This window comes from Pseudonocardia sp. (genome assembly GCF_050246655.1).
Taxonomy (GTDB): Bacteria; Actinomycetota; Actinomycetes; order Mycobacteriales; family Pseudonocardiaceae; genus Pseudonocardia.
Genome location: NZ_JBFWVQ010000005.1, coordinates 58,708 through 82,592 on the forward strand (window position 1 = coordinate 58,708; position 23,885 = coordinate 82,592).

Genomic DNA, 23,885 nt, shown 5'->3' on the forward strand with positions numbered 1-23,885 from the left:
CGATGGCGGGGACGTCGGCGACGCTCGCCGGCCGGGTCACCGTCCCGGCGGGCGACCCGGTGCTGACGGCGCTGGCGAACGCCGCCCTGGGGATCGCGGGCGCGGACACCACCGGCGTGCTGCTGCTCGACGAGGCGGGCGAGACGGCCCGCATGGGCGCGTGGGCGGGCGACTGGACGGTGCACTCGGCGAACCTCACCGTCCGCCGAGGGCGGGGGCTGGCGGGCCGGATCCTCGAGACCCGGCGCCCGTGGAAGGTCGACGACTACGCCTGCGACCGGTCGATCAAGGCCGAGGAGTTCATGCCGGTGCTGGTCGAGGAGCACACGGTCGCCGGCCTCGGCGCGCCGCTGCTCGTCGACGACGTGCTGGTCGGCGTCGTGATGGCGTGGAGCAAGCGCCGCGGCGCCTTCGACGTGGAGGCCACCCGGGCGCTGGTGAACCTCGCCGACCTGGCGGCTCTGGCGATCGTGCGCGGCCGGGCCGCCGACGCCGTCCGCCGCGACCTCGCCGAGGCGGACCGGCGCGCCGCCGAGCTGGCGGACCGCACCGCCGTGCACGCCCGAGGGGAGCAGCTGCGAGGCGAGCTGGTCCCGCTCCTGCTGGCCGGGCGAGGGCTCGCCGAGCTGCTCGGGACGGTCTGCGCGCACACCGGCGGCGACGCGGTGCTGTTCGACTCCCGGCTCGACGAGCTGGGTGCGTGCGGCGCGGTCGGCCCCGTCCGCGACCGCGTGGTCGCGCACGTGCGACGGTCGCGCAGCGAGTCCGACACCACCCTCCCGCCCGCGCCGGGCTTCCCGCGCTGGACCCTGCTGCGCTCCGTCGACGCCGACGGTGTGCGGCTGGCCCGCCTCGCGCTGTGCCTGCCCCGGGTGCCGGACGCCGGTGACCGGGTCACCGCCACCGAGGCGGTGGCCGCGTGCGCGATTCACCTGACCCGGGAGCGCGCCGTCCTCGACGCCCGCTCGCGGGTGCACGCCGACTTCGTCGGGCAGCTCCTGGACGGGCTCGTCGACGAGGCGGTCGCCGTGGTCCGGGCCCGCCAGCTGGACTGCCCGCTGCCGGCCCGGCTGCGGGTGGTCGCGATCCCGGTGCGGCTCGCGGGCGACGACGGGGGACTCGTCGACGAGGAAGCCCGCCGGCTGGACCAGCTGGTCGACGTGGCGGAGCGGCTCGCCCGCGGTGCCGGGGCCGGCGTGCTCGCGGGCCGCCGCGGCGCGACCGTGGCGCTGGTCGTGGACTCCGCCGTCGGCTCTGCTGACGGCGCGGCCGATGAGGCGGCCGACGCCGCTGCCGACGACGTGGCCGACGACGCGGCGGACGACAGCGAGGCGGTGCGCGCCCTCGCCGAGCACGTGGTCCGCGGACTGCGCCGGCACGCCCCGGGCGCGGTCGGGCGGGCCGGTGTGAGCGCGTGCGTCGAGTGGTCGGCCGACCTGCGCGGGGCATACCGGCAGGCCGAGCAGGCGCTCGCCGCCGAGGCACCCGGCGGTGGTCCGGTGGTGCTGTTCGACGACCTCGGCCTGCTGCGCTTCCTGCTCGCCCCGTGCGACCGCGCCGACCAGCAGCGGTTCGTCCGCACCGTGCTCGGCGCGGTGCTGGACTACGACAGGGAGCACCACACGGACCTGGTCGCCACCCTGGGCACCTACCTCGACGAGGGCGGCAGCCTCACGCGCACCGCGACGAGCCTGTACGTCCACCCGAAGACGGTGCGCTACCGGCTGCGCCGGGTGGAGGAGCTGGCCCACCGGGACCTCTCGGGGCAGCGCGACCGGTTCGACGCCCAGCTCGCGATCGCGGTACTGCGCGCGCTGGAGCTCGACGCGGGTGACGGGCCGGCCTGATCCGCGCCCGCGCGCCCCCGTCCCCCCGCGCGAACGGCCCGTACGGGAAATAGGTCCTCCCGTACGGGCCGTTCGCGCGGGGGTGGGGTGGGGCGGGCGCCGTATCTACGGTCGCTGGGCGCCCTCCACGTTGTCGTAGTACGGCAGCACCGTGCCGCCGGTGCCGACGACGCCGAGCATCGCGGCCGTCACGGGGTGCGCCACGTCGCCGGACACGGCGAGGTTCACCACCGCCGGGCCGCCGTGCGCGGCGGAGTGCGCGACTGCCGCCTGCACGGCGGGGCGCACCTCGTCGAGCCGGTCTACCCGCACCCCGAAGGCGCCGAACCCCGCCGCGACCCGGTCGAACGCGGTGTCGGTGAGCCCGGTGACGATCTCGGTGTCCGGCCCGAACAGGTACTGCTGGCCGTGCAGCGACATGCCCCAGCACTCGTTGTTCACCACGACCGTGACGATCGGCAGCCCGTGGCGCACCATCGTGTCGAGTTCCTGCAGGTGGAAGCCCATCCCGCCGTCGCCGATGAGCAGCACCACCTGCCGGTCCGGCTCGGCGACCTGCGCCCCGATCGCGAGACCGGGGGTGCTGCCCAGGTGGCCGAGGTAGCCGCAGCCGATCGCGCGCCGCGGCCGGGCCGCCGGCATGGCCATCCCGACCCAGGCGCTGATCTCCCCGCCGTCGACGACCAGCGTCGCGTCCTTCGGCAGCGCCTCCACCGCCGCACGCACGCCGTGGTAGGGGTGCAGCCGGTCCTTGACCAGCTCCGGGTCGTCGGCGAACGGCGACGGCCGGGCGTGCACGCCGGTGGCCAGCGCCACCCACTCGCTGCGCCCCGGCGGCGGGGGAGCGGATCCCCAGGCCTCGGTGAGCGCGGCGAGCGTGCGGGTGGCGTCGGCGGTGATGCCGACCGCGGCCGGGCGCAACCGCCCGATCTCGGCGGGGTCGAGGTCGACCTGGATCACCGCGGCGTCCTCTGGCACCACGGAGCCGCCGCGCCCGCCCAGGTAGAAGCCCAGCCGGGCACCGGCCAGCAGGACGACGTCGGGGCCGTTGCCCTCGGCCACCAGCGCGCCGAGACCGCGGCTGGACCAGGCGTTGAACGGGTGGTCGGCCGGCATCGCGCCGACGATCATGCCGGGGTGGAACACCGGCACCTGGGCCCGCTCGGCGAACGCCGCGAGCGCGGCGCTCGGCGCCGAGCCCCGCAGCCCTCCGCCGGCGATGATCACGGGCCGGCGGGCCGACCGCAGCAGCGCCACCGCCTCGGCCACGCCCTCCGGGGCGGGCGCGGGGGGGTAGGGCAGCCGGGTCGCGACCGGAGTCGCCTGCGCCGTCCCGAACAGCACGTCGACGGGCAGGTCGAGCAGCACCGGCCCGGGTACGCCGGTCAGGGCGGTGCGGATCGCGAGGTCGACCAGTCGCGGGATCTCGGCGCGCGAGGTGACCCGGTGCGCCCACTTCGTCGTCGGCGTGGCGATCGCGACCTGGTCGAGGAAGCCCTGCAGGACGTTCGCCTCGGCGTCGCGGCGCGGCGGCGAGCTGGTGAGCACCAGCACGGGGCTGCGGTCGGCGTAGGCCACCCCGAGCCCGGCCACCGAGTTGGTGAACCCTGCCCCGGCGGTCACGAACGCCACCCCGATCGTCCCGGTGGTGCGCGCGTAGCCGTCGGCGGCGTTCACCGCGACCGCCTCGTGGCGGGTGTCGACCAGCCGGATCCCGCGGCGGTCGCAGCCGACCAGCAGGGCGTCCAGGTGCCCGCCGTGCAGCCCGAAGGCGACCTCGACGCCGTGCTCGGCCAGCGTGGCGGCGAGCAGGTCACCCCCGGTCAGGGGGCCGTCGGTGACCGGATGCCGCGTCGCCGCCATCTCAGCGGCCGGTGAGTTCGGCGCGGACGATCTCCACACCGGCGACCATGTTCGTCAGCTTCTTCTTCGCGACGATCCGCCGGATCGACGAGAGCGCGCAGTCGGTGGAGACCCCGACCTGCTCGGCGGGGACGATCTCGATCGTGCGGCGCAGCCAGTCCGCGACGCGGCGGGGGTCCTCCGCGCGCAGGTCCTTGCCGTCGATCACGCCGACGGCGAGGTCCTTGTCCCGCGGCCAGCCGGTGAACGCCTCCACCTCGACGAAGTCGTGGCTGGCCATCTCGATGTGGAACTGCTCGCAGTCGATGTCGAAGGCGAACGGGAACACCTTGTGCGCGCTCACCCAGTCCGGTGCGAACGACGGCTGGCCCTGTTCGTGGCCGTAGCACAGGTGCACGACGCGGTACAGGTCGACGCCGTCGAAGCAGCGGTTGAGCACGTCGACCATCCAGCTCTCCAGCTCCATGAGCCCGGCGAACTGGGTCAGCGGCTCGGCGAACTGCACCTGCTCCAGCCCGCGTGCCGCGAGGTCCTTGAACTCGGCGTTGTAGGCATCGGCGTAGGCGAAGGCCAGCGCCTTGACGTCACCGTAGTGCTGGTCGGTGGACAGCAGCGCCATCGTCGTCGGGCCGAGCCCGACATTGATCTTCAGCGGCTTGTCGGTGGCCGCCCGCACGGCCTCCAGCACCGGTTTGAAGATCGGCCGCCGCCACCCGACCTCACCGACGACGGTCGGCTTGTAGACCGCAAGGGTGTTCGTGCCGAGCACGACGTCGTCGCCGAAGGGCAGGATGCCCTCCAGCTTGTGCGGCAGCGTGTGGAACAGCTCCGCGAGCTCCCAGTCGGTCTCGTTCTCGTAGTGCTGGGCGCCGTCGGTGACGATGTCGAGGCCCGCGTCCTCCATGTCCTTGACGCTCAGGGCCACCGCCGCGCGGTACAGCTCCCGCGCCCGGTAGGTCGGGAACTCCTTGCCGTCCACGCCGGCGTCGAACGTCGGGCCCTGCATGAAGATCGGGCGGGGGTATGCGCCGACGAGCGTCGTGGGCAGCAGGACATCGTTGCCTCGTACCTTCATGGTTCCTCCGTTCTCGCAGGCCAGGGCCTCGTGACCAGCGTGGACGCTACCGGCGACGGGCGCGGCCGCGGATGCTCTCCGGCGGCTAGACAATTCGCCGGCCGCTTGTCCGCGGCGGGAGTACCGCAGGCCCGTGCCGCTCCGCCACGTTGGTAGGGACGACCGGGCCGGGGCCCGGGGCCCAGCGGCGGGAGGAGCGGCGGATGGCGGGGCGGATCGCGCTGGTCACCGGTGGTGCGTCGGGGATCGGGCGGGCCAGCTGCGCCCGGCTGCGCAAGGACGGCTACCGCCTCGCCGTGCTCGACCTCGACGGCGAGGCCGCGGCGTCGGTCGCCGGTGCGGACGGGCTGGGACTGGCGGCCGACGTCGGAGACGAGGCCTCGGTGGCCGCGGCCGTCGAGAGGGTCGTCGCCGAGCTGGGCCGGATCGACCTGCTGTTCAACAACGCCGGGATCACCGGCTCACCGGCCGCCACGCGCTGCCACGAGACCCCGGTCGAGGAGTGGGACCGGGTGCTCGCGACGAACCTGCGCGGCCCGTTCCTGCTCAGCCACGCCGTGTTGCCGGTGATGCTGCGCCAGGGCGGCGGTCACGTGATCAACCTCGTGTCGATCGCCGGCATGGTCGCCTCGCTCGGCCGCTGCGCGTACTCGGCGTCCAAGGGCGGGGCGCTGATGCTCACCAAGTCGATCGCCGCCGACTACGCCGCCGACGGCATCCGCTGCAACGCCGTCTGCCCGGGCTGGGTGCACACGCCGATGACGGCATGGCGGCTCGACGATCCGGAGCTGGGCCCGCGGGCGACGCGGACGATCCCGATGGGCCGGGTCGCCCGGCCCGAGGAGATCGCCGAGGCCGTCGCGATGCTCGCCGCGGAGTCGCTCACCTACGTCACCGGTCTGGCACTCGTCGTCGACGGCGGGCTGACGTCGACGATCGTGATCTGACGATGGCCACCGTCGAGCCCTCGCGGGTGCGCGCGAACGGCGTGGAGCTGGCCTACCTGGAGGCGGGACGCCGCGACGCCCCGCTGGTGCTGTGCCTGCACGGCTTTCCGGACAGCGCGGTCACCTGGCGCCACCTCACCGCCGATCTCGTCGCGGCCGGGTGGCGGGTCGTGGCGCCGTGGCTGCGCGGCTACCCGCCGTCGCAGGTCGTGTCCGGGCCCTACCAGGTGGCCGCGCTCGCCCGCGACGCCGTCGCGCTCGCCGACGCGCTGTCGCCGGACCGCCCCGTCGCGCTGGTCGGCCACGACTGGGGCGGCCTCGCGACCTACGGTGCGGCCGTCCTCGCCCCGCATCGGTGGTCGCGGGCGGTCGTGCTGTCGGTCCCGCCGACCGCGGCGTTCCGGCCGTTCCTGCGGGCGAGCGCCGAGCAGCAGCGCAACTCCTGGTACATGTTCTTCTTCCAGGTCGCCCCGCTGGCCGACGCCGTCGTGCCCGCCGACGGCCTCGCGTTCGTCGAGCGGCTCTGGCGGGACTGGTCGCCCGGCTGGGAGCCCGACGGGCAGGCACTGGCGGCGGCGAAGGAGAGCATCGCCGCAGGCTTCCCCGCGGCGCTCGACTTCTACCGCGACACCTGGCAGCCCGCGCGCCAGGACCCGGCGCTGGCACACGACCAGGACCGGATCCTCGCGGGGCCGGTGCCGGTGCCGACGCTGGTCCTGCACGGCCTGCGCGACGGCTGCATCCTGCCCGGCGCCTACGCGGACGCGGGCGCCTGCTTCGCGGGTGAGCACCGCATCGACGCCGTCCCCGGTGTCGGGCACTTCCTGCACCTCGAGGCCCCGACGGTGGTCAACCCGAAGATCGTCTCCTTCCTGAAGGGATGAGCGGATGCCCAAGCTCAGCGGCAAGGTCGCGATCGTCACCGGCGCGGCGGGCGGCATCGGCTCCGCGACCGCGCGGCTGTTCGCCGAGGAGGGCGCGGCCGTCGCGCTGGTCGACCTGCGGCCCGACGCGCTCGCGGCACTCGCCGACGAGATCGTGGAGAAGGGCGGCGAGGCCCTGGTCGTGCGCGCGGACGTCACCGACGAGCAGGACGTGCGCGCGGCCGTCGACCGCGTCACCGGCGAGTGCGGCAGGCTCGACATCCTGGTCAACAACGCCGGGCTCGCGATGGGCGGGCTGCTGGTCGACACCGCCCTCGAGGACTGGAACCGGGTGCTGGCGGTCAACCTGACCAGCGCGTTCCTCATGACCAAGCACGCGGCCCCGCGGATGTCCGACGGCGCGATCGTCAACATCTCCTCCGTCGCCGCGCTCATGGCGGTGACCGAGGCGGGTGCCTACACCGCGGCCAAGGGCGGCGTGCTCGCGCTGACCCGGGTCGCCGCCGCCGAGCTGGGGCCGGCGATCCGGGTCAACTGCATCTGCCCCGGCACCGTGCTCACGTCGATGCCCGAGGAGATGTTCCGCCGCCGCGGGGAGGGCGACGTCGACGCGGGGATCGCGATCACGGCCCGCAAGTACCTGACCGGCCGGCTCGGCACACCGGAGGAGATCGCGTCGACGGCGCTGTTCCTCGCCGGGCCCGACGGGTCGTTCTTCACCGGCGCGGTGCTGGCCGCCGACGGCGGCGTCACCGCCCAGTAGCCACCAGCCCACGAGGAGGATCGCGATGAGGATTCGCGACACGGACGTCCTGCTACCAGCCATGATCGTCAACTCGTTGCCGCGCCCGATCTTCATGGAAGGGCGGGTGTTCACCGAGGGGGTCGACGCCCGCGAGTACCCGAGCTTCCGCGTCCGGGAGCTGTACCGGTCGGCCGTGCGGCTGGTTGTGCGCGACCAGATCGAGGCCGGGCTCGACGTCGTCGCCGACGGCGGTCAGTACTACGAGAACGAGACGAACTACGAGGTGGCCGAGCACCACCACGTGATGGCCCAGCGCCTGGAGAACTACCTGCCCTACGGCGACCGCATGGTGGCGGGCACGTTCGACCTGCCGATCTACAAGCCCACCGCGATCGGCCCGGTGCGCTGGCACCGGCCGATCCTCGCGCCCGTGATCGAGGCGGTGCGCGCGGCGACGGACATGCCGTTCAAGCTGCACATGGGCATCGGCCCGGTGACGCTCGCGGCGATCACCACGGACCGCTTCTACGACGGCGACATCAAGGCCCTCTCCCTCGATGTCGCGAAAGCCTTCAACGACGAGCTGCGCACGATCCAGGCCCGCGGCGACGTCGACATGGTCCAGGTCGCCGAGCCGCTGACCTTCTTCGAGAACGACCCGTGGATCGTCGAGGCGCTCAACACCGCGTTCGACGGCATCACGATGCGCCGCGTCGTGCACATCTGCTACGGCCACGAGGAGGGCCAGCAGGGGCAGGAGGAGCTGCGGGCGGCCAGGTTCCTGCCGTGGGCGTTCGACATCGACTGCGACGCCTTCCACATCGAGATGGCGGGCCACGACTTCGCCGAGGTGCCCGCGCTGCGCGGCTGGCCTGCGGGCAAGGACCTCGTCGTGGGCGCGCTGGACGGCAAGAACCTGCGGGTGGAGAAGCCGGAGCAGATCGCGACGTGGGTGCGCCAGGTGCTGGAGCACGTTCCCGCCGAGCAGGTCGGGCTCGCGTCGGACTGCGCGCTGGCCTCGCTGCGCCAGGTCGTCGCGGTGAAGAAGATGGCCGCGCTCGCCGCCGGGGCGAAGATCGTCCGTGACGAGCTGACCGGCTCCTGACCAGCGGCACCGGTCCCGCCGGTGGTCGATCTGGCCGGCCGGGACCGAATCCGGCAGTTCCGGTTGTCCTGCACGGACGATGGACCGGCCCGGCGGGGCGTGGCACGGTGCGAGCAGGTGCTGTGGCAGCGGTCACAGCAGGCGGGGCCCTGCGTCCGGTGCGGGCCCTCGATGCGAAGGGTGGTCGTGGTGGAGATCCGTGGTGAGGACGTACTACTCCCGGTATCGGCAGTGTCGGCGTTCCCACGCCCGCACTGGCTACAGGGCCGGGTCTTCGGCAGCGAGTACGAGCCGACCTACCGCAGCCACAACCTGCGGGTCGCCTACGAGGACGCATGCAAGATCGTCGCCCGCGAGCAGGAGCGGGCGGGCCTGCACATCCTCTGCGACGGGGCGCAGTACTACGAGTGGGAGGCACCGGGCTTCCAGCTCGAACCGATCTTCCACTACATCCCCGAGATGCTCGGCGGCATCACCAACTACGGCCCGCCCGGGGACGGGGTGAAGTACCAGCCGTTCTACAAGGGCCGCGTCACCGGCAAGGTCGAATGGGTCCGGCCGATCTTCGAGGGCGTCGTCTACGCCCTGCAGAACGCCACCGACCGCCCGTTCAAGGTGGCCTTCCTCGGCCCCGCGCAGCAGAGCGTCATCCTCGCCGACGAGCACTACGGCGACGGCGTGGCGCTGGCGAAGGACATCGCCAGGGCGCTCAACAAGGAGATGCGTTTCCTGCAGGACATGGGCCTGGAGGCGGTGCAGCTGATCGACGTGCTGCCCCCGTACACCACGGACATGTGGCAGATCGAGTGCCAGCAGATCCTGTGGGAGGGCATCCACATGATCAAGTTCTGGCACGTCTGCTACGGCAGTGTGGACGGCCAGCGCGACGTCTTCGACGACCACGCCGCGTCGATGATGCCGCTGTTCAAGGAGTCGCCCGCCGACGTCATCCACCTGGAGTTCACCAACAAGAACTTCTCCGAACTGGAGACCTTCCGCGACTTCCCGGCCGACAAGGTGCTCGGCGTCGGCGTCGTCGACGCGAAGAACACCATGGTCGAGTCGCCGGACCAGATCGCCGCGCGGATCAAGCAGGCGCTCAACGTCGTGCCCGCCGACCGGCTGCTCGTCTCGCCGGACTGCGGGCTGGGCTACTTCAGCCGCACCACCGCGTTCGCCAAGCTGCGCAACATGGGCCAGGCCGCCGAGATCGTCCGCAAGGGGTTGTAGCCGCCCGCGCGGGGGCCCATCGCGGCCGAGATGAACACCAGCGGGGTCCGCCGGCCGGCGGACCCCGCTGGTGTGCCATTCGAGCGGACGGCGGGTCCGGGTTCAGGCGGTCGTCCCGGTCCAGGCCGGGCAGGCAGGCGGCGTGCGGCGCAGCATCAGGCCGGTGAGCGTGAGGCGCGCCGCCTCTTCCAGGTTGAACGCCCTGCGGTGTGCCATCTCCACGTCCGCGCCCAGCACCGAGCAGCCGTGGTGGGCGAGCACGACGGCGTCGCAGCCGCCGGCGCAGGCGGCTGCCGCGGCGTCGGCGACCTCGTCCCCGCCGGGCGGGGAGAACGGCACCACGGCGACCTCGCGCAGGTAGAGGCGGTGGTCGCTGGTGACCAGCACGATCGGCTCGTCCAGCACGGACAGCAGCACCGAGGTCTGCGGGTGCAGGTGCACCACCGCGTTGACGTCGGGCCGCGCCCGGTAGGTCGCGGCGTGCAGCCGCCACTCGCTCGACGGCGCCACGCCACCCGGCCTGTCGAGCACGGTGCCGTCGGCGATCCGGATGCGGGCGAACGAGTCGCGCCCGAGGCGGTCCAGCCACGTGCCGGTGCCGGTCACCCAGCAGGTGTCCGACCCCGGTTCGCGGGCCGAGAGGTTGCCCCCCGAGCCGACGACGAGACCCGCGGCGACCGCGGCGGCACCGACCTGCGCGAGCTGGTCGCGCAGGTCGCCGGCGGGATAGGTCACGGCAGGCCCGCCGGAGCGAGGACCGCGGGGCAGACGAAGGTCATGGCCCGACCCTAGGCGGGGCCTGCGCGGCGATACCCGCGAGGAGGGCGTCCACGATCCGCGCGGGCAGCGCGGGGTCGATCGGCTCGCGCGACAGCACGACCTTGAAGTGCAGCGGCGCGACGAGCAGTTCGATGACGAACCGGGCATCGGTGCCCTCGGGGAGCTCGCCCCGGGCGACCGCCCGCGTGATCATCTGCTGGGACAGCTCGGAGCGGGAGTCCCAGAACCGTGTCCGCGTCCGGCCGGCCTCCGGGGCGTCGGACGCCGCGGCGATCGCCCGGTCGAGCGCGTTGCCGAGCGGTGTCGTGAGGTAGGCCGCGAGCCGCGTGGCGTACGTCGTCAGGTCCTCCCGCAGCGACCCGGTGTCAGGCACCGGGAGGTGGTCGCCCGCGGCGTCGAGCATCGCCTCGATCATGAGGGTGTCGCGCGTGCCCCACCGCCGGTAGATCGACGTCTCGTGGACGCCGGCGCGGGCCGCCACCTCGCTCACCGACAGGCCGTCCAGGCCGTGCCTCTCCAGCAGCTCGACGGTGGCGTCGAGCACGGCGCGCCGGACGCGCGCCGAGCGCCCGCCGGGACGGCGCCGCACCTCGTTCATGGCGCCATGCTAACGCAAGCACTCTTGCTTTTGTCTGCGGGCGACGGCACACTGCTAACGCAAGTTGACTCGACTTTGGAGGAACGATGGACGGGATCGCCCCCCGCAGCGAGGCGGTGGACGGGATGCGGATCGACTGGGACGTGCCGGTCCCGATGTCGGACGGCGCGGTCCTGCGGGCCGACGTCTTCCGCCCCGACGACGATGCGGCCCACCCGGTGCTCATGACGCTCGGGCCCTACGGCAAGGGCCTCGCGTTCCAGGAGGGGTTCGCCGGCATGTGGCAGCGGCTCGCCGCGGCGTACCCCGACGCGCCTGCCGGCTCGACGAACGCCTACCAGGTCTGGGAGACGGTCGACCCGGAGAAGTGGGTGCCGGACGGCTACGTCTGCATCCGGGTGGACTCCCGGGGTGCGGGCCGCTCCGCGGGCCTGCTGGACATGCTGAGCCCGCAGGAGGCCCGCGACTACTACGACGCGATCGAGTGGGCGGGCACCCGGGAGTGGTCCACCGGGCGGGTCGGCCTGCTCGGGATCTCCTACTACGCGGCCAACCAGTGGGCGGTGGCCGCGCTGCGGCCGCCGCACCTCGCGGCGATCTGCCCCTGGGAGGGCTTCACCGACTTCTACCGCGAGCTCAACCGCCACGGCGGGATCCTGTGCCGCTTCGGCCAGGCGTGGCAGGATCACCAGATCTTCACGGTGCAGCACGGCGTGGGTGAGCGGGGCAGGCGCAACCGCCACACCGGTGAGCTCGTCGCCGGACCACCGACGTCGACCGAGGCCGAGCTGGCGGCGAACCGCGTCGAGACCATCGGGGAGGCGAAGGCGCGCGAGCTGCTCGACGAGTTCAGCCGGGCGCGCACGCCCGATCTCTCGCGCATCGAGGTGCCCGTCCTCTCAGCCGCGAACTGGGCCCACCACCTGCACACGCGCGGCAACTTCGAGGGCTTCACCGCGGTGGCGTCACCGCAGAAGTGGCTCGAGGTGCACGGCAACGAGCACTACGCCGAGTTCTACACCGACTACGGCGTCGCCCTGCAGAAGCGGTTCTTCGGCCACTTCCTCGCCGGCGAGCCCACCGGGTGGGAGAGCCAGCCGCCGGTGCGGCTCAACGTGCGCCGCGTCGACGGCACCTTCGAGGGCCGCGACGAGTACGAGTGGCCGCTCGCCCGCACGCGGTGGACCCGGTTCCACCTGGACACCGCCCGCGGGACGCTCGCCACGGCGGAGCCGGCGGCCGAGCGGTCGGCCGACTTCGCGGCCACCGGGCCGGGGCTCGACTTCTGGACCGAGCCGCTCGCCGAGCAGCTCGAGATCACCGGGCCCGCCGCGGCCACCCTGCGCGTCGGCTCCTCCACGACCGACGCCGACCTCGTCGTGACCCTGCGGGTGCGCGACCCCGACGGCCGCGAGGTCTCGCTGGTCTCCGCGATCGACGCGCACGGGGTGCTCGGCGTGGGCTGGCTACGGGCCTCCCACCGGGAGCTCGACGAGGAGCGCAGCCTGCCGTACCGGCCCTGGCACCCGCACACCCGCACGCTCCCGCTGACGCCGGGCGAGCCCGTCGACCTCGACGTGGAGATCTGGCCCACCTCCATCGTGGTCCCGCCGGGATACCGGCTCGGGGTCACGGTCTCCGGGTGCGACTTCCAGATGCCCGGCGACGGGCCGTGGCCCGTGCTCTACGGGATCGAGCAGCGCGGCAACGGGGTCTTCGTCCACGACGACCCGCAGGACCGGCCGGCCGGGACCTTCGACGGGGTCACCACGCTGCACAGCGGCCCCGGCGGGCGCTGCTCGATCCTGCTGCCCGTCATACCCCCGCGCGAGCCCTGCTGAGCCGCACCACCCCGACGACGTGGAGGAAGACCATGCGCACGTTGATCGACCTGTCCGTCCCGCTGCGGGCCGGGATCGCCTCGGATCCACCCGGGCACCTGCCCGAGATCGAGTACTACACGCACGAGCAGACGGCGGCGGAGCTCGTCGCGTTCTTCCCCGGCCTGACGGTCGACGACCTGCCGGACCGCGAGGGCTGGGCGATCGAGCGGGTGCACGTCACGACGCACAACGGCACCCACCTCGACGCGCCCTACCACTTCGCCTCCACGATGGACGGGGGCTCCCGCGCGATCACCATCGACGAGGTCCCCCTCGAGTGGTGCCTGCAGCCTGCGGTCAAGCTCGACTTCCGCCACTTCCCGCACGGCTACGTCGTGACCGCGCACGACGTGGAGTCCGAGCTGGACCGCATCGGCCACGAGCTGTCCCCGCTGGAGATCGTCGTGGTCAACACGTCCGCCGGCACGCGGTACGGGCAGGACGACTACGTGTCCTCCGGCTGCGGGATCGGCCGCGAGGCCACGCTGTACCTGCTCGAACGCGGCGTGCGGCTCACCGGCACGGACGCGTGGAGCTGGGACGCCCCGTTCGTGCACACCGCCGCCCGCTTCGCGGTCGACCGGGATCCGTCGGTGATCTGGGAAGGGCACCGGGCCGGGCGGGAGATCGGGTACTGCCATCTCGAGAAGCTCCACAACCTGGAACGCCTGCCCGCCAGCGGCTTCCAGGTGTCCTGCTTCCCGGTCAAGATCCATGCCGCGTCCGCCGGGTGGACCCGCGCGGTCGCCATCCTCGACGGGGAGCAGGCATGAGGCTCGGCAGCCTGACCGTCGACGGGGCCCGCCGCTTCGGCCTCGTCCAGGGTGACCGGATCGCGCTGCTCGACGAGCACGCCGACCCGTTCGCCGTGCTCGGTGCCGGCACGCCGGGTGCGTCGACCGGTGAGCGGCTCGGCTGGGACGAGGAGGCGGTGCTCGAGGTGCCCGTCCCGGTGACCAGCATCCGGGACTTCATCACCTTCGAGCAGCACACCGCCGGCGCCCTGCGCGCTGTCACCGGGACCGGCGAGGTCCCGGACGCCTGGTACGAGGCCCCGGCGTTCTACTTCACGAACCCGCACGCGGCGATCGGCTCGGGCGCCGCCGTCGCGATGCCACCCGGGTGCGAGGTGTTCGACTTCGAGCTCGAGGTCGCCGCCGTCATCGGCCGGGCCGGCTACAACCTCTCGCCTGCCGAGGCGGCGGGCCACATCGCAGGCTTCACCATCCTCAACGACTGGTCGGCCCGCGACCTCCAGGGTCGCGAGATGCGCGTCGGGCTCGGCCCCGCCAAGGGCAAGGACACCGCGACCACCCTGGGGCCGGTGCTCGTCACCCCCGACGAGCTCGCCGCCCACGAGCGCGACGGCCGCTACGACCTGGGCATGGAGGTCCACGTCAACGGGACCAGGATCGGCGGCGACACGCTCGCGAACATGGCCTGGACGTTCGCCGAGCTGATCGCCTACGCCAGCCGCGGAACCTGGGTCCGTCCCGGGGACGTCCTGGGGTCGGGCACGTGCGGCGGCGGCTGCCTCGCCGAGCTGTGGGGCTGGTACGGACCGGGGCGACCGGCGTCGCTGCAGGTCGGCGACACCGTGCGGATGACGGTCGAGGGTCTCGGCACCCTCCAGAACACCGTGACCGCGGGCCCGCCCCTGCACGCCGTGCCGCGCGCCCGCCGGGGCGATCCCCGGCGACCTCTCCTACCCTGACCTGCCGACTACGACGCGACGGTCGGCAGCAGGCGGACGACGCCCGGCCGCAGCCGCGCGACCGGGGTGGGATCGGCTCCGCAGGACGGGGGACGCGTGCGGTCCGGGGCCACCTGCACCACGTCGACGAGCCAGCGGCGGCCGTCGGCGGCGGAGACGAGGACCTGGCTCATGCCGACGGTGGGCGCTGCCGCGTGGCCCGGCGGGACCGTGGCGGGCACCGTCGTGGTGCACTCCTCCACCCGCACCGCCACGGCCTCGCGCAGGCCGGTCGCCTTCCGGACGGCGATCTCGGCGACCTGGCCCTCCGGAGGCCAGGTGGAGCGTCCCCGGCACAGCAGCGGCTCCATCTCGCCGTGCGCGGCCGCCTTGACGACGTCCACCGCGGTGGCCGGATCGAGCCGGCCGTACAGGTAGCCGGTGGGCAGCACGAGCGCGGTGGGAGCGAAGCGGTGCCCGCCCAGGTGGCTCGACTCCCACACGTTCGGTGCCATCTCCGGGTTGCCGGCGAGGACGGACGTGACGAGAGCGCGGCCGTCCAGGGCACAGCAGACGTCGCGGCGGCCGTGCGTGCAGATCAGGAGCAGCGGGTCGCGGACCGGCGTGCCCGGCAGCGGCTCCTCCGGACCAGGCAGCCGCAGCGACCCGAGCCGGCCCGGAGGCAGGACGAGGCGGCTGACGCGCGGGTCGGCGGGGTCGGTGTCCGCCAGCAGGACGGTCAGGGGACCCGAGGCGCGGGGACGGCGCCCGGGGCGGCGGATCAGCAGCGGCCGCCACCCGGCGGCCAGGGCCTGCTCGGCGAGGTGGCGCAGTGCGGGATCGGGATGCTGGGAGACGCGCCGCGGCCATGCCCCCGGGTGCTCGACGCACAGCCAGCGCCGGGCCACCGGTGCGGTGCCGGCCAGCGGCTCCTCGAGGGCCCTGGCGAGCACTGCGCACCGGACCGCGGGGGCGGGCTCGGCATCCACCCCGACACGTTAGCGCAGGGCACCCTAACTTCATGCCCGGGACCACCCTTTCGGGCCGCGCGATCGGCCGGTGTGCGTACCCCCGAACGGGGTCATGACGCCGGCAGCTCCCGCTTCACGATCTTGCCGGTGGTGTTGCGGGGCAGCGCGTCGAGCACCACGACGTCGCGCGGCACCGCGAAGCGGCCCAGCTCGTCGCGCACCCGGCCGCGGATGCCGTCCGCGTCCACCTCGTGGCCCGGCTCGGGGACGACGTAGGCGGCGAGCCGCTGCCCGTACCGCTCGTCCGGCACCCCGACGACCGCGACCTCGCGGATCCCGGGCAGCGCCGCGATCAGCTCCTCGACCGGGCCCGGGTGCACGTTCTCCCCGCCACTGACGATCATGTCGTCGGCCCTGCCGGTGAGGTGGAGCCTGCCGTCGGCGTCGAGGTGCCCGACGTCGCCGGTGCCGAGCAGGCCCGCGTGCCGCTCGACGTCGGAGCCCTCGCGGGTGTAGCCCTCGAACGGCATGTCGTTGCCGACGAAGATCCGGCCGTCCGTGCCGGTGGGAACCTCGCGGCCGTCCTCGCCGAGGACGGCCAGCCGCGTGCCCGCCGGCGCGCGGCCCGCGGTGCCGGGGCAGGCGCGCAGGTCCTCGGGCGTCGCGATGCTCACCCAGGAGACCTCCGTCGAGCCGTAGAGGTTGTAGAGGACGTCGCCGAAGCGATCCATGAACGCGGTGGCGAGCCCGGTGGGCAGGGCCGAGCCGCTGACGGCGACGATCCGCGGCGCATGGGCGCGCCACGCGCCGTCGAGCTGTGCCGCGGGCAGCTCCATGATCCGCTGCAGCATCACGGGTACGGCGAAGACGGCGTCGACCTGCTCTCGCTCGGCGAGCGCGAGCATCCGGGCGGGGTCGAACCGCGCCGACAGGACGACCGTGGCGCCGTGCAGCAGGGACAGCTGCAGCGCCGCGAGCCCCCAGGCGTGCAGCAGGGGAGCGGCGACCAGCACGGGGCGCCGGGCCTGCAACGGGATCATCGACAGGATGGCCCCGACCGGGGCGAGGCTGCCCGGGGACGGGCGGCGGGCGCCCTTCGGTGGGCCCGACGTGCCCGACGTCAGCACGATGGTGTGCGTGGCGCCGGGGCGCAGCGGCAGCGGGGCGTCCCCGGGGGCGGCGATCAGCGCCTCGATCCCGTCGCCGGTGCGGATCGCGACCGGGCCGGAGGGGAGGTCGAACTCCGGGTCCGCGACCAGGATCCGCAGGTCCTGCTCCTCGGCCACCTCGCGCAGCTGCGCGACCGAGAGGCCGGTGTTCAGCAGGACGACGTCCGCGCCCGCCGCCCCGGCCGCGATCTGCGCCTCGATCGCCCAGCGGTGGTTGCGGCACAGCACCCCGAGCCGCCCGCCCGGCGCGAGGCCGCGGGCCGTGAGTCCGCGCGCCAGCCGCAGGGACCGGTCCGCGACCTCGGCGTAGGTGAGCCGGCCGTGGTCGTCCACGATCGCCGTGCGCCCGGGATGGCGCGCCGCGGCGGCCACGTAGCCCGCCGTGAGGGTCATGCCGAACCGCAGCGCGCCCACCGCCATCCGCGCGACCCGGTCCGGCCGCACCGGGCCGAGCACGCCGGAGCGTCCCATCAGGCAGAGCGCGCGGGCATTGCCGGCGATCCCGTCCACGACGGCCGCCACCCTGTCCCCGATCATGAGGACAGGGTGGCACCGGCGCGGCCGGACGGCACTGCTCAGGTGCTCGCGGGCTCGGTGTCCTCCATCTCGTTCTGGTAGGTCTCGGTGAGCGCGAGCGTGCAGGCGATCGCGAGCACCGACACCACGATGATGTAGATCGAGATCGCGCTCGTGCCGCCGGTGACCTGCAGCAGGTAGACGGCCAGGAGCGGGGCGATCGCGCCGCCGAGGAGCGCCCCGAGCTGGTAGCCGAGCGACGCGCCGCTGTAGCGCAGCTTCGCGGTGAACATCTCCGAGAAGAACGCCGCCAGCGGGCCGTACATCATCGAGAGCGCCAGCTGCGCGACCGTGATCGAGACCGTCATCGACCACAGCGAGCCCAGGTCGGCGAGCAGGAACAGCGGGTAGGCCCACAGCGCCGTCGCCACCGATCCCGCGATGTACATGGTGCGCCGCCCGATCCGGTCCGAGATCGCGGCGAAGATCGCCAATGCCGGGATCTGGACGACCGACGCGATCGCGATCGCGATCAGCACCTCCGGCTGGCTCATCCCGACGGTCTTGGTGCCGTAGGACAGCATGAACGTGATGTAGAGGTAGAACGTCGTGTTGACGACGGTGAACGCGCCCCCGGCGAGCAGGATCCGGCCCCAGTGGTGGCGGATCACCTCGAGCACCGGCGAGCGCTGCTGCGCGGCCTGCGCCTGCGGGTCCTCGGCGGCGAGCTGCTGCAGCCGTGTGAACGCCGGGGTGTCCTCGAGGCGGTTCTTCGCGTAGATCGCCACGGCGACGAGCACGACGCTCGCGACGAACGGGATGCGCCACCCGTAGGCGTCGAACGCGGCCTGGTCCATCGAGATCCCGAGCAGGAAGAACGCGACGACGCCCAGCAGCACGCCGATCGGGACGCCGATCTGCGCGAAGCTGCCGTAGAACCCGCGCTTGTGCTTCGGCGCGAACTCGGTGGCGAGCAGGACCGCCCCGCCCCACTGGCCGCCCACGGCGAGGCCCTGCGTGAACCGCAGCAGGGTCAGCAGGATCGGCGCGGCGATGCCGATCGCGGCGTAGGTGGGCAGCAGGCCGATCAGGACGCTCGCCACGGCCATCGTCATGAGCGCTGCGAGGAAGGCCTTCTTGCGCCCGGCGCGGTCGCCGAAGTGGCCCCACAGGATCCCGCCCAGCGGCCGCGCCACGAACCCGACGCCCAGCACCGCGAACGACGCCAGGAGGCCCGCGAACTCGTTCTCGCCGGGGAAGAACAGCCGCGGGAAGACCAGTGCTGCGGCCGTACCGAACAGGAAGAAGTCGAACCACTCGACGCTCGCGCCGACGAGACTGAGGCCTGCGATCCTGCGTATCGACCGTTCGTCGAGCGTCGCGCTGCGTTCCCGTGCAGTCGTCATCGGTAGAGAGCCCTTTCGCTGGATCGGGTGGTGCGATACCCACGGTCGCGAGATCCGTAAACCGGGGTTCGTCTCGCCGGCGCGTGTGCCCCGTCGCCCGCGCGGGGACGGTAAAGGGCCGAACGGGTGTGCCGGTACCCGCGCAGGAGGGGGCTTTCGGCCGTCACGAGATCGGCGAACGGTGGAACCGCGGGCGCCTGCGGCGCGTCGGTGTGCGGGCCGGGATCGCCCGGCCCGAATCCGAGGGGGAGACGATGATCCGATCGAACACGGCCGAGGTGGGCCCGATGCGAGATGTGGGGGTGACCGACGGCGCCACGGTCGTCGCATCCGGGTTCCGCGGCTGGCCCGCCGACGCCACGGCGTTCCTCACCGAGCTCGCCGCCGACAACACCGCGCAGTTCTGGTCCGCCGAGCGGCATCGCCACACCGAGGCGGTGCTGCCGCCGCTGCGGGCGCTGGCGGCGGAGCTCGCGGCCGAGTTCGGCGAGCTGCGGATCTTCCGGCCGTACCGGGACCGCCGCTTCCGCCCCGACGCGCCGCCCTACCGCTGTGACGCGGGCGGGGTCTGCCACAGCGCGGGCGGCACCGCGCGGGCGGTGGTGCTGTCCGGATCGGCGCTGACCGTCGAGGTCGGGCGGTTCGCGTTCGACGGCCCGGCCTTGCAGGCCTACCGGGCCGCGCTGGGCGGGGCCGGTGCTGCCCCGGTGGACGGTGCTACCGCTGGGCCGGGGGCGGCGGGTACCGGTCCGGGCCGCGACGTCGATCCCACCGACGCGGCCGGCACCGCCGTGGGTGCGCGGCTGGCGGCGATCCTCGCCGACCTCGCCGCGCGGTGCGTCGTCCCCGACGATGCCCGGCTCCTGACCCGGACGCCGCGTGGCGTGCCGGCGACGCATCCGCACGCCGACCTGCTGCGGCGGCGGGCGCTGCTCGTGCGCCGGTCCTGGCCCGCCGGGGAGTGGCTCGGCACGCGCGAGCCGCTGCACCGGGTCCGGGAAGCGTGGCGGGCGGCGGAGCCGCTGGTCGCCTGGCTCGACGAGATCGTCGGGCCGGCCTGAGGGCATCCACGAGCGGCGCACCGCCCGCTCCCCGTGGGCGAGTGCGCCGCTCGCGGTGGGCGCCGGTGCCGCGGCGAGGGGTGCGCGCGAGCACCGGCGCCCGGGTGGGCCGGGCCGCCCCGCCGGCCCGGCCCTGGTCGGGCTCCGGATCAGGCCGGGAGCGGGTCGGCGAGGTCGTAGACCGTCTGGCCGTCGATGGTGACGGGGGCGTAGTGCTCCCGGACCCACTGCGCGATCTCCGAGCCGGGGCCGCCCCTGCCCGGGCCACGAGAGACCCGGCCGTCGTCGACGGTGGTCGCGGCCGCGGTGGAGCTGCCCGGGCCGGAGGCGTCGCCGGTGCCCGGTGCGGGACCGCCCGTACCACCGGGTCCACGGGATCCCGCGATGCCACCACCTTCGACGAAGTAGCGCACCTCGCCCGCCGCGACCATCGCCTGGAACTCCGCCGACGTCGGTGCCGGGTCCGAGCCCATGAAGCCGCCAATGCTGATCACCGCGGTACCGCTGGCGAGCTGCAGGGCGGAGCCGGTCTGGGCGCCCGTCGTGGCGGCAGACCACTTCGTGCCCGAGTCCCGCAGCAGCGCCACGAGTTCCGCGGACACCTCGGGCTCGCCGCCGCGGAAGAGGTTGCGCGACGCCCCCGTGCCGCCGTCCGCGCGTGGTCCCGCGTGAGGCAGGGATCCCGTGTTCGCCTGGGCCACGGTCTGCACCGTGTACGCGGCCGGCCCCGCGAGCCCGCAGACCGCTGCGGCGACCAGCGCGATCCCCGCCACCCAGCGTCGTCCGACAGTGCCGACAGTGCCGACGGTGCCGACGGTGCCGACAGCGCCGACAGCGGCGGCGGCCCGGCCCGGTCGCGCGGCGAGCATCGCGACCGCGCCGGCGGCGCCCGCTGCGAGGACCACCCACCGCAGCCACGGCAGGAAGTCCGGGGTGCGGGCGAGCAGTACCCACGCCCACGCCGCCGTCCCGGCGACCGCGACGGCGAGCGTCACCCGCGCGGCGACCGACCCCCGACGGCTCCACAGCTCGTGCCCTCCGATGGCGACCAGCGCCGCGATCCCCGGGGCGAGCGCCACGGTGTAGTACTCGTGGAAGATCCCCTCCATCAGGCTGAAGATCAGCGCGGTGACGATCGTCCAGCTGCCCCAGAGGATCAGCGACGCCCGGACGGGGTCGGTGCGCGGCGCCGGCCTTCGCGCCCAGAGGGCCGCCACGAGCAGCACCAACGCCGCCGGCAGCAGCCAGCTCACCTGCCCGCCGACCGTCTCGCCGAACATCCGCAGGATCCCCGCCTGGCCACCGAACCCGCCCCCGCCGGGGCCCGGGCCGAACTCGAACTGCGTCGCCGCCGGACTCCCGGGCGGCGGTGTGGGCATGCCGCCGGTGACCCCGCGCGCCACCGCCCCTGCGTCGCCGCCGCGGCCAACACCGCCGAACAGCCGGGAGAGCCCGTTGTAGCCGAGCGCGAGCTGCAGCGCGCTGTCGCCTTCCGAGCCACCGATGTAGGGCCGCGACGCCGCGGGCCAGAGCGCCGCGATCGCGATCCACCACCCCGCACCCACGACGACGGCCAGCGCCGACCCCACGAGCTGGCGCGCCCGCCGCCAGAACCCGGTCGGGGCGGCGACGGCGTACGCGAGCACGAACGCGGGTAGCACCAGGAACGCCTGCGCCATCTTCGTGAGGAACGCGAAGCCGATGACGAGGCCGGCGAGCAGCAGCCAGCGCGTGCTCGCGATCTCCGTCGCGCGCACCACCGCGTACGCGGCGACGACCATGAGCAGGACGAGCAGCGCGTCGGGGTTGTTGAACCGGAACATCAGCGCGGCGACGGGGGTCAGCGCGAGGATCACCCCGGCGAGCAGGGCCGCGTTCGGGCCGGAGACGCGGCGCACCGCGGCGTACAGCACCCCGACGGCGGCGACGCCCATCAGGACCTGCGGGACGAGGATGCTCCACGAGGACACCCCGAACAACCGCGCGGACAGGGCCATGATCCACAGCGAGCCCGGGGGCTTGTCGACGGTGACGACGTTGTAGCGGTCCAGCGAGCCGAAGAAGAACGCCGTCCAGTCCTGGCTCATGGCCTGCACCGCGCCGGAGTAGTAGCTGTTGGCCCAGCCGTTGGCGTCGAGGTTGTACAGGTAGAGCGCGGCCGTGGCGACCAGGAGGGCCACCAGCGCGGGCCGATCCCACCGGCGCGGCGCGCGGGACGGGTCGACGGGCGCGGCGGCGGGCCGGGTGAGGGTGGTGGTCATCGGGCGTCCTCGGGGAGCGACGTGACGGTGTGCAGGGAGCCGGCGGGCGGCGCCGCGGCGACCGGCGTGGCCGAGCCGTCGCGGGCCGCCGGGTCGTCGCGGAACACCCAGGTCCGGAACGCGACGAAGCGGACGACGGTGGCCAGGGCGTTCGCCGCGACCAGCACGGCCACCTCGACGGCCTGCCCCGCGCCGGGGAACCAGGCGCCCAGCGCCGCGAGCGAGCCGGTGGTCAGCACCAGGCCGACACCGAGCAGGAGCAGGCCCTGCAGCTGGTGGCGGGCCGCGCCCTCGCGGCCGACGACGCCGAAGGTGAGGCGGCGGTTGGCGGCGGTGTTGGCGACGGTCGCGAGCAGCAGCGCGACCAGGTTCGCGCCGAGCGGGCCGAGGGCACCGCGCAGCATCAGGTAGAGGACGGCGTGCAGGACCGTCGACGCGACACCGATGGCGCCGAAGCGCAGCAGCTGTCCGGTCACGGGCTGGGACACCTCCGGTGCGGGAGCGCCGCGGGCGAGGTCGCGCAGCTGGTGCAGGGGCAGGCGACGGGTGGTGAGATCGCGGCCGAGCCGGGCGATTCCGCGCAGGTCGGCGAGCGCGGTCGCGAGGATGTCGACGCGGCTGTCCGGGTCGTCGACCCAGTCGACGGGCACCTCGTGGATGCGCAGCCCGGCCCGCTCGGCGAGCACGAGCAACTCGGTGTCGAAGAACCACCCGGTGTCCCGCACGAGCGGGAGCAGGCGGCGGGCCACGTCGGCGCGGATGGCCTTGAACCCGCACTGGGCGTCGCTGACGCCGATCGCCAGCGTGCCGCGCAGCAGCAGGTTGTACGCGCGCGAGATCACCTCGCGTTTGGCGCCGCGCACGACGCGGGCGCCGCGGCCCAGGCGGGTGCCGATGGCGAGGTCGGAATGCCCGGAGACGAGCGGGGCGACGAGGGGGAGCAGCGCGGCGAGATCGGTGGACAGGTCGACGTCGCAGTAGGCGAGGACGTCGGCGTCGGAGGCACCCCACGCGGTTGCGAGCGCCCGCCCGCGGCCCTTGGCCTCCAGCCGCAGCACGGTCACGTGCGGGAGCTCGGCGGCGAGGCGTACGGCGATCACGGGCGTGGCGTCGGTGCTCGCGTTGTCGGCGATCGTGATGCGGAACCGGTAGGGCAGCCCGGCCAGGTGGGCGTGCAGGCGATGCACGGACGGCTCGAGGTCGGTCTCCTCGTTGAAGACCGGCACGACGACGTCGAGCACCGGCGGTTCCTCGCCGGTCCGGTCCCGCGGGGCGAGCAGGGGCTGGGCTCTCATGGCCCCGACGATGTCGATCGCCGCTGTCCGAGGCTTGTGACGAACCTGTGGACGAGCTGTGTCCTCGGCCGGTGCTCAGGCCGTCCTCACGCGGTCCTCACGCTCGGTCCTCACGCTCGGTCCTCACGCTGAGGCCGCGAGGACCTCCAGGATGCGGCGCAGCTCGGTACGGTCGTCGGGGGTGAGGCGGTCGAAGAGGCCCGCGGTCGAGGCGATGGCCTCGCGGAGGCCGCTGACGACCGCGCGCCCGTCGTCGGTGGGCACGACGACGCGCTTGCGGCGGTCCTCCGGCGGGGTGGTGCGGCGCACGAGGCCGCGGCGTTCGAGCTGGTCGACGATGCCGGTGGCGTTGCTGGGATCGCAACACAGGCGCGCCGCGATCTCCTTGGTGGCGACGCCGCCGTCCCCGAGATGGCTGAGCGTCATGGCCTGGACGGGAGTGAGGTCGTGCCGGACCGCGACCTCGTAGAGCTGCGCGCCGAGTCCGCGGGCGACCTGAAGGTACAGCTCCAGGAGCTCCCGATCGTCCGCGGTGCTCACGGAGAAACGGTAACAC

Annotated in this window: 20 protein-coding genes; 10 read left to right on the forward strand and 10 right to left on the reverse strand. The window is 74.0% G+C overall.

Annotation, left to right across the window (positions count from 1 at the left end):
- The first annotated feature begins 2 nt into the window (after positions 1–2).
- Positions 3–1,847 carry a helix-turn-helix domain-containing protein gene (locus AB7J25_RS03130; RefSeq protein WP_428504781.1) on the forward strand — a complete coding sequence of 615 codons (1,845 nt, stop codon included), beginning with the start codon at positions 3–5 and terminating at the stop codon, positions 1,845–1,847.
- A gap of 105 nt (positions 1,848–1,952) precedes the next feature.
- On the opposite strand, the gene AB7J25_RS03135 is transcribed toward AB7J25_RS03130, so the two are convergent.
- The gene (locus AB7J25_RS03135; protein ID WP_428504783.1) at positions 1,953–3,710 is read right to left on the reverse strand and encodes a thiamine pyrophosphate-binding protein; all 1,758 of its coding nucleotides are present in this window, start codon (positions 3,708–3,710) and stop codon (positions 1,953–1,955) included.
- Between the two features lies 1 nt (position 3,711).
- Positions 3,712–4,785: a hypothetical protein gene (locus AB7J25_RS03140; protein WP_428504785.1), complete on the reverse strand. Its 1,074-nt coding sequence runs from the start codon at positions 4,783–4,785 to the stop codon at positions 3,712–3,714.
- A gap of 203 nt (positions 4,786–4,988) precedes the next feature.
- Between AB7J25_RS03140 and AB7J25_RS03145 the strand changes: the two genes are divergently transcribed.
- The 5 genes from AB7J25_RS03145 to AB7J25_RS03165 all read left to right on the forward strand — a co-directional run bounded on the left by AB7J25_RS03145 (position 4,989) and on the right by AB7J25_RS03165 (position 9,696).
- Positions 4,989–5,732 carry an SDR family NAD(P)-dependent oxidoreductase gene (locus AB7J25_RS03145; RefSeq protein WP_428504787.1) on the forward strand — a complete coding sequence of 248 codons (744 nt, stop codon included), beginning with the start codon at positions 4,989–4,991 and terminating at the stop codon, positions 5,730–5,732.
- A 2-nt stretch (positions 5,733–5,734) separates the two neighbouring features.
- Positions 5,735–6,616, forward strand: a complete 882-nt coding sequence (locus AB7J25_RS03150) for an alpha/beta fold hydrolase (RefSeq protein WP_428504789.1) — start codon at positions 5,735–5,737, stop codon at positions 6,614–6,616.
- 4 nt (positions 6,617–6,620) lie between these two features.
- The gene (locus AB7J25_RS03155; protein ID WP_428504791.1) at positions 6,621–7,379 is read left to right on the forward strand and encodes an SDR family NAD(P)-dependent oxidoreductase; all 759 of its coding nucleotides are present in this window, start codon (positions 6,621–6,623) and stop codon (positions 7,377–7,379) included.
- 25 nt (positions 7,380–7,404) lie between these two features.
- Positions 7,405–8,466 carry a hypothetical protein gene (locus tag AB7J25_RS03160; protein ID WP_428504793.1) on the forward strand — a complete coding sequence of 354 codons (1,062 nt, stop codon included), beginning with the start codon at positions 7,405–7,407 and terminating at the stop codon, positions 8,464–8,466.
- Positions 8,467–8,655: 189 nt separating this feature from the next.
- On the forward strand, positions 8,656–9,696 hold the full coding sequence (locus tag AB7J25_RS03165) for a hypothetical protein (RefSeq protein WP_428504795.1): 1,041 nt from the start codon (positions 8,656–8,658) through the stop codon (positions 9,694–9,696).
- 102 nt (positions 9,697–9,798) lie between these two features.
- On the opposite strand, the gene AB7J25_RS03170 is transcribed toward AB7J25_RS03165, so the two are convergent.
- Together AB7J25_RS03170 and AB7J25_RS03175 are read right to left on the reverse strand one after the other, a co-directional pair.
- Positions 9,799–10,431 carry a class II aldolase/adducin family protein gene (locus tag AB7J25_RS03170; protein ID WP_428504797.1) on the reverse strand — a complete coding sequence of 211 codons (633 nt, stop codon included), beginning with the start codon at positions 10,429–10,431 and terminating at the stop codon, positions 9,799–9,801.
- 40 nt (positions 10,432–10,471) lie between these two features.
- Positions 10,472–11,074: a TetR/AcrR family transcriptional regulator gene (locus AB7J25_RS03175; RefSeq protein WP_428504799.1), complete on the reverse strand. Its 603-nt coding sequence runs from the start codon at positions 11,072–11,074 to the stop codon at positions 10,472–10,474.
- A gap of 86 nt (positions 11,075–11,160) precedes the next feature.
- On the opposite strand from AB7J25_RS03175, the gene AB7J25_RS03180 reads away from it, so the two are divergent.
- Genes AB7J25_RS03180 through AB7J25_RS03190 form a run of 3 tightly spaced genes read left to right on the forward strand, consistent with a single transcriptional unit; the run spans position 11,161 to position 14,671 of the window.
- Complete coding sequence (locus tag AB7J25_RS03180) at positions 11,161–12,915, forward strand: CocE/NonD family hydrolase (RefSeq protein ID WP_428504801.1); 1,755 nt, start codon at positions 11,161–11,163, stop codon at positions 12,913–12,915.
- Between the two features lie 32 nt (positions 12,916–12,947).
- The gene (locus AB7J25_RS03185) at positions 12,948–13,730 is read left to right on the forward strand and encodes a cyclase family protein (protein ID WP_428504803.1); all 783 of its coding nucleotides are present in this window, start codon (positions 12,948–12,950) and stop codon (positions 13,728–13,730) included.
- Positions 13,727–14,671 carry a fumarylacetoacetate hydrolase family protein gene (locus AB7J25_RS03190; protein WP_428504805.1) on the forward strand — a complete coding sequence of 315 codons (945 nt, stop codon included), beginning with the start codon at positions 13,727–13,729 and terminating at the stop codon, positions 14,669–14,671. The genes AB7J25_RS03185 and AB7J25_RS03190 overlap by 4 nt, the downstream gene beginning before the upstream one ends.
- Positions 14,672–14,679: 8 nt before the next feature.
- Here AB7J25_RS03190 and AB7J25_RS03195 read toward each other — a convergent pair whose 3' ends face one another.
- The 3 genes from AB7J25_RS03195 to AB7J25_RS03205 all read right to left on the reverse strand — a co-directional run bounded on the left by AB7J25_RS03195 (position 14,680) and on the right by AB7J25_RS03205 (position 18,712).
- Complete coding sequence (locus AB7J25_RS03195; RefSeq protein ID WP_428504807.1) at positions 14,680–15,639, reverse strand: sucrase ferredoxin; 960 nt, start codon at positions 15,637–15,639, stop codon at positions 14,680–14,682.
- 92 nt (positions 15,640–15,731) lie between these two features.
- Positions 15,732–17,327: an AMP-binding protein gene (locus tag AB7J25_RS03200; RefSeq protein ID WP_428504809.1), complete on the reverse strand. Its 1,596-nt coding sequence runs from the start codon at positions 17,325–17,327 to the stop codon at positions 15,732–15,734.
- A gap of 38 nt (positions 17,328–17,365) precedes the next feature.
- A complete protein-coding gene (locus AB7J25_RS03205; protein ID WP_428504811.1) occupies positions 17,366–18,712 on the reverse strand; it encodes an MFS transporter in 1,347 nt (448 codons plus the stop codon).
- Positions 18,713–18,999: 287 nt separating this feature from the next.
- Here AB7J25_RS03205 and AB7J25_RS03210 point away from each other — a divergent pair, with 287 nt between their 5' ends.
- Positions 19,000–19,773: a DUF2461 family protein gene (locus tag AB7J25_RS03210; RefSeq protein ID WP_428504813.1), complete on the forward strand. Its 774-nt coding sequence runs from the start codon at positions 19,000–19,002 to the stop codon at positions 19,771–19,773.
- Between the two features lie 149 nt (positions 19,774–19,922).
- Here AB7J25_RS03210 and AB7J25_RS03215 read toward each other — a convergent pair whose 3' ends face one another.
- The 3 genes from AB7J25_RS03215 to AB7J25_RS03225 all read right to left on the reverse strand — a co-directional run bounded on the left by AB7J25_RS03215 (position 19,923) and on the right by AB7J25_RS03225 (position 23,869).
- A complete protein-coding gene (locus AB7J25_RS03215) occupies positions 19,923–22,034 on the reverse strand; it encodes a glycosyltransferase family 39 protein (protein WP_428504815.1) in 2,112 nt (703 codons plus the stop codon).
- Positions 22,031–23,329, reverse strand: coding sequence for a glycosyltransferase (locus AB7J25_RS03220; protein ID WP_428504817.1), 1,299 nt, complete (start codon positions 23,327–23,329; stop codon positions 22,031–22,033). The genes AB7J25_RS03215 and AB7J25_RS03220 overlap by 4 nt, the downstream gene beginning before the upstream one ends.
- 123 nt (positions 23,330–23,452) lie before the next feature.
- Positions 23,453–23,869 carry a MarR family winged helix-turn-helix transcriptional regulator gene (locus tag AB7J25_RS03225; RefSeq protein ID WP_428504819.1) on the reverse strand — a complete coding sequence of 139 codons (417 nt, stop codon included), beginning with the start codon at positions 23,867–23,869 and terminating at the stop codon, positions 23,453–23,455.
- Positions 23,870–23,885 lie beyond the last annotated feature (16 nt).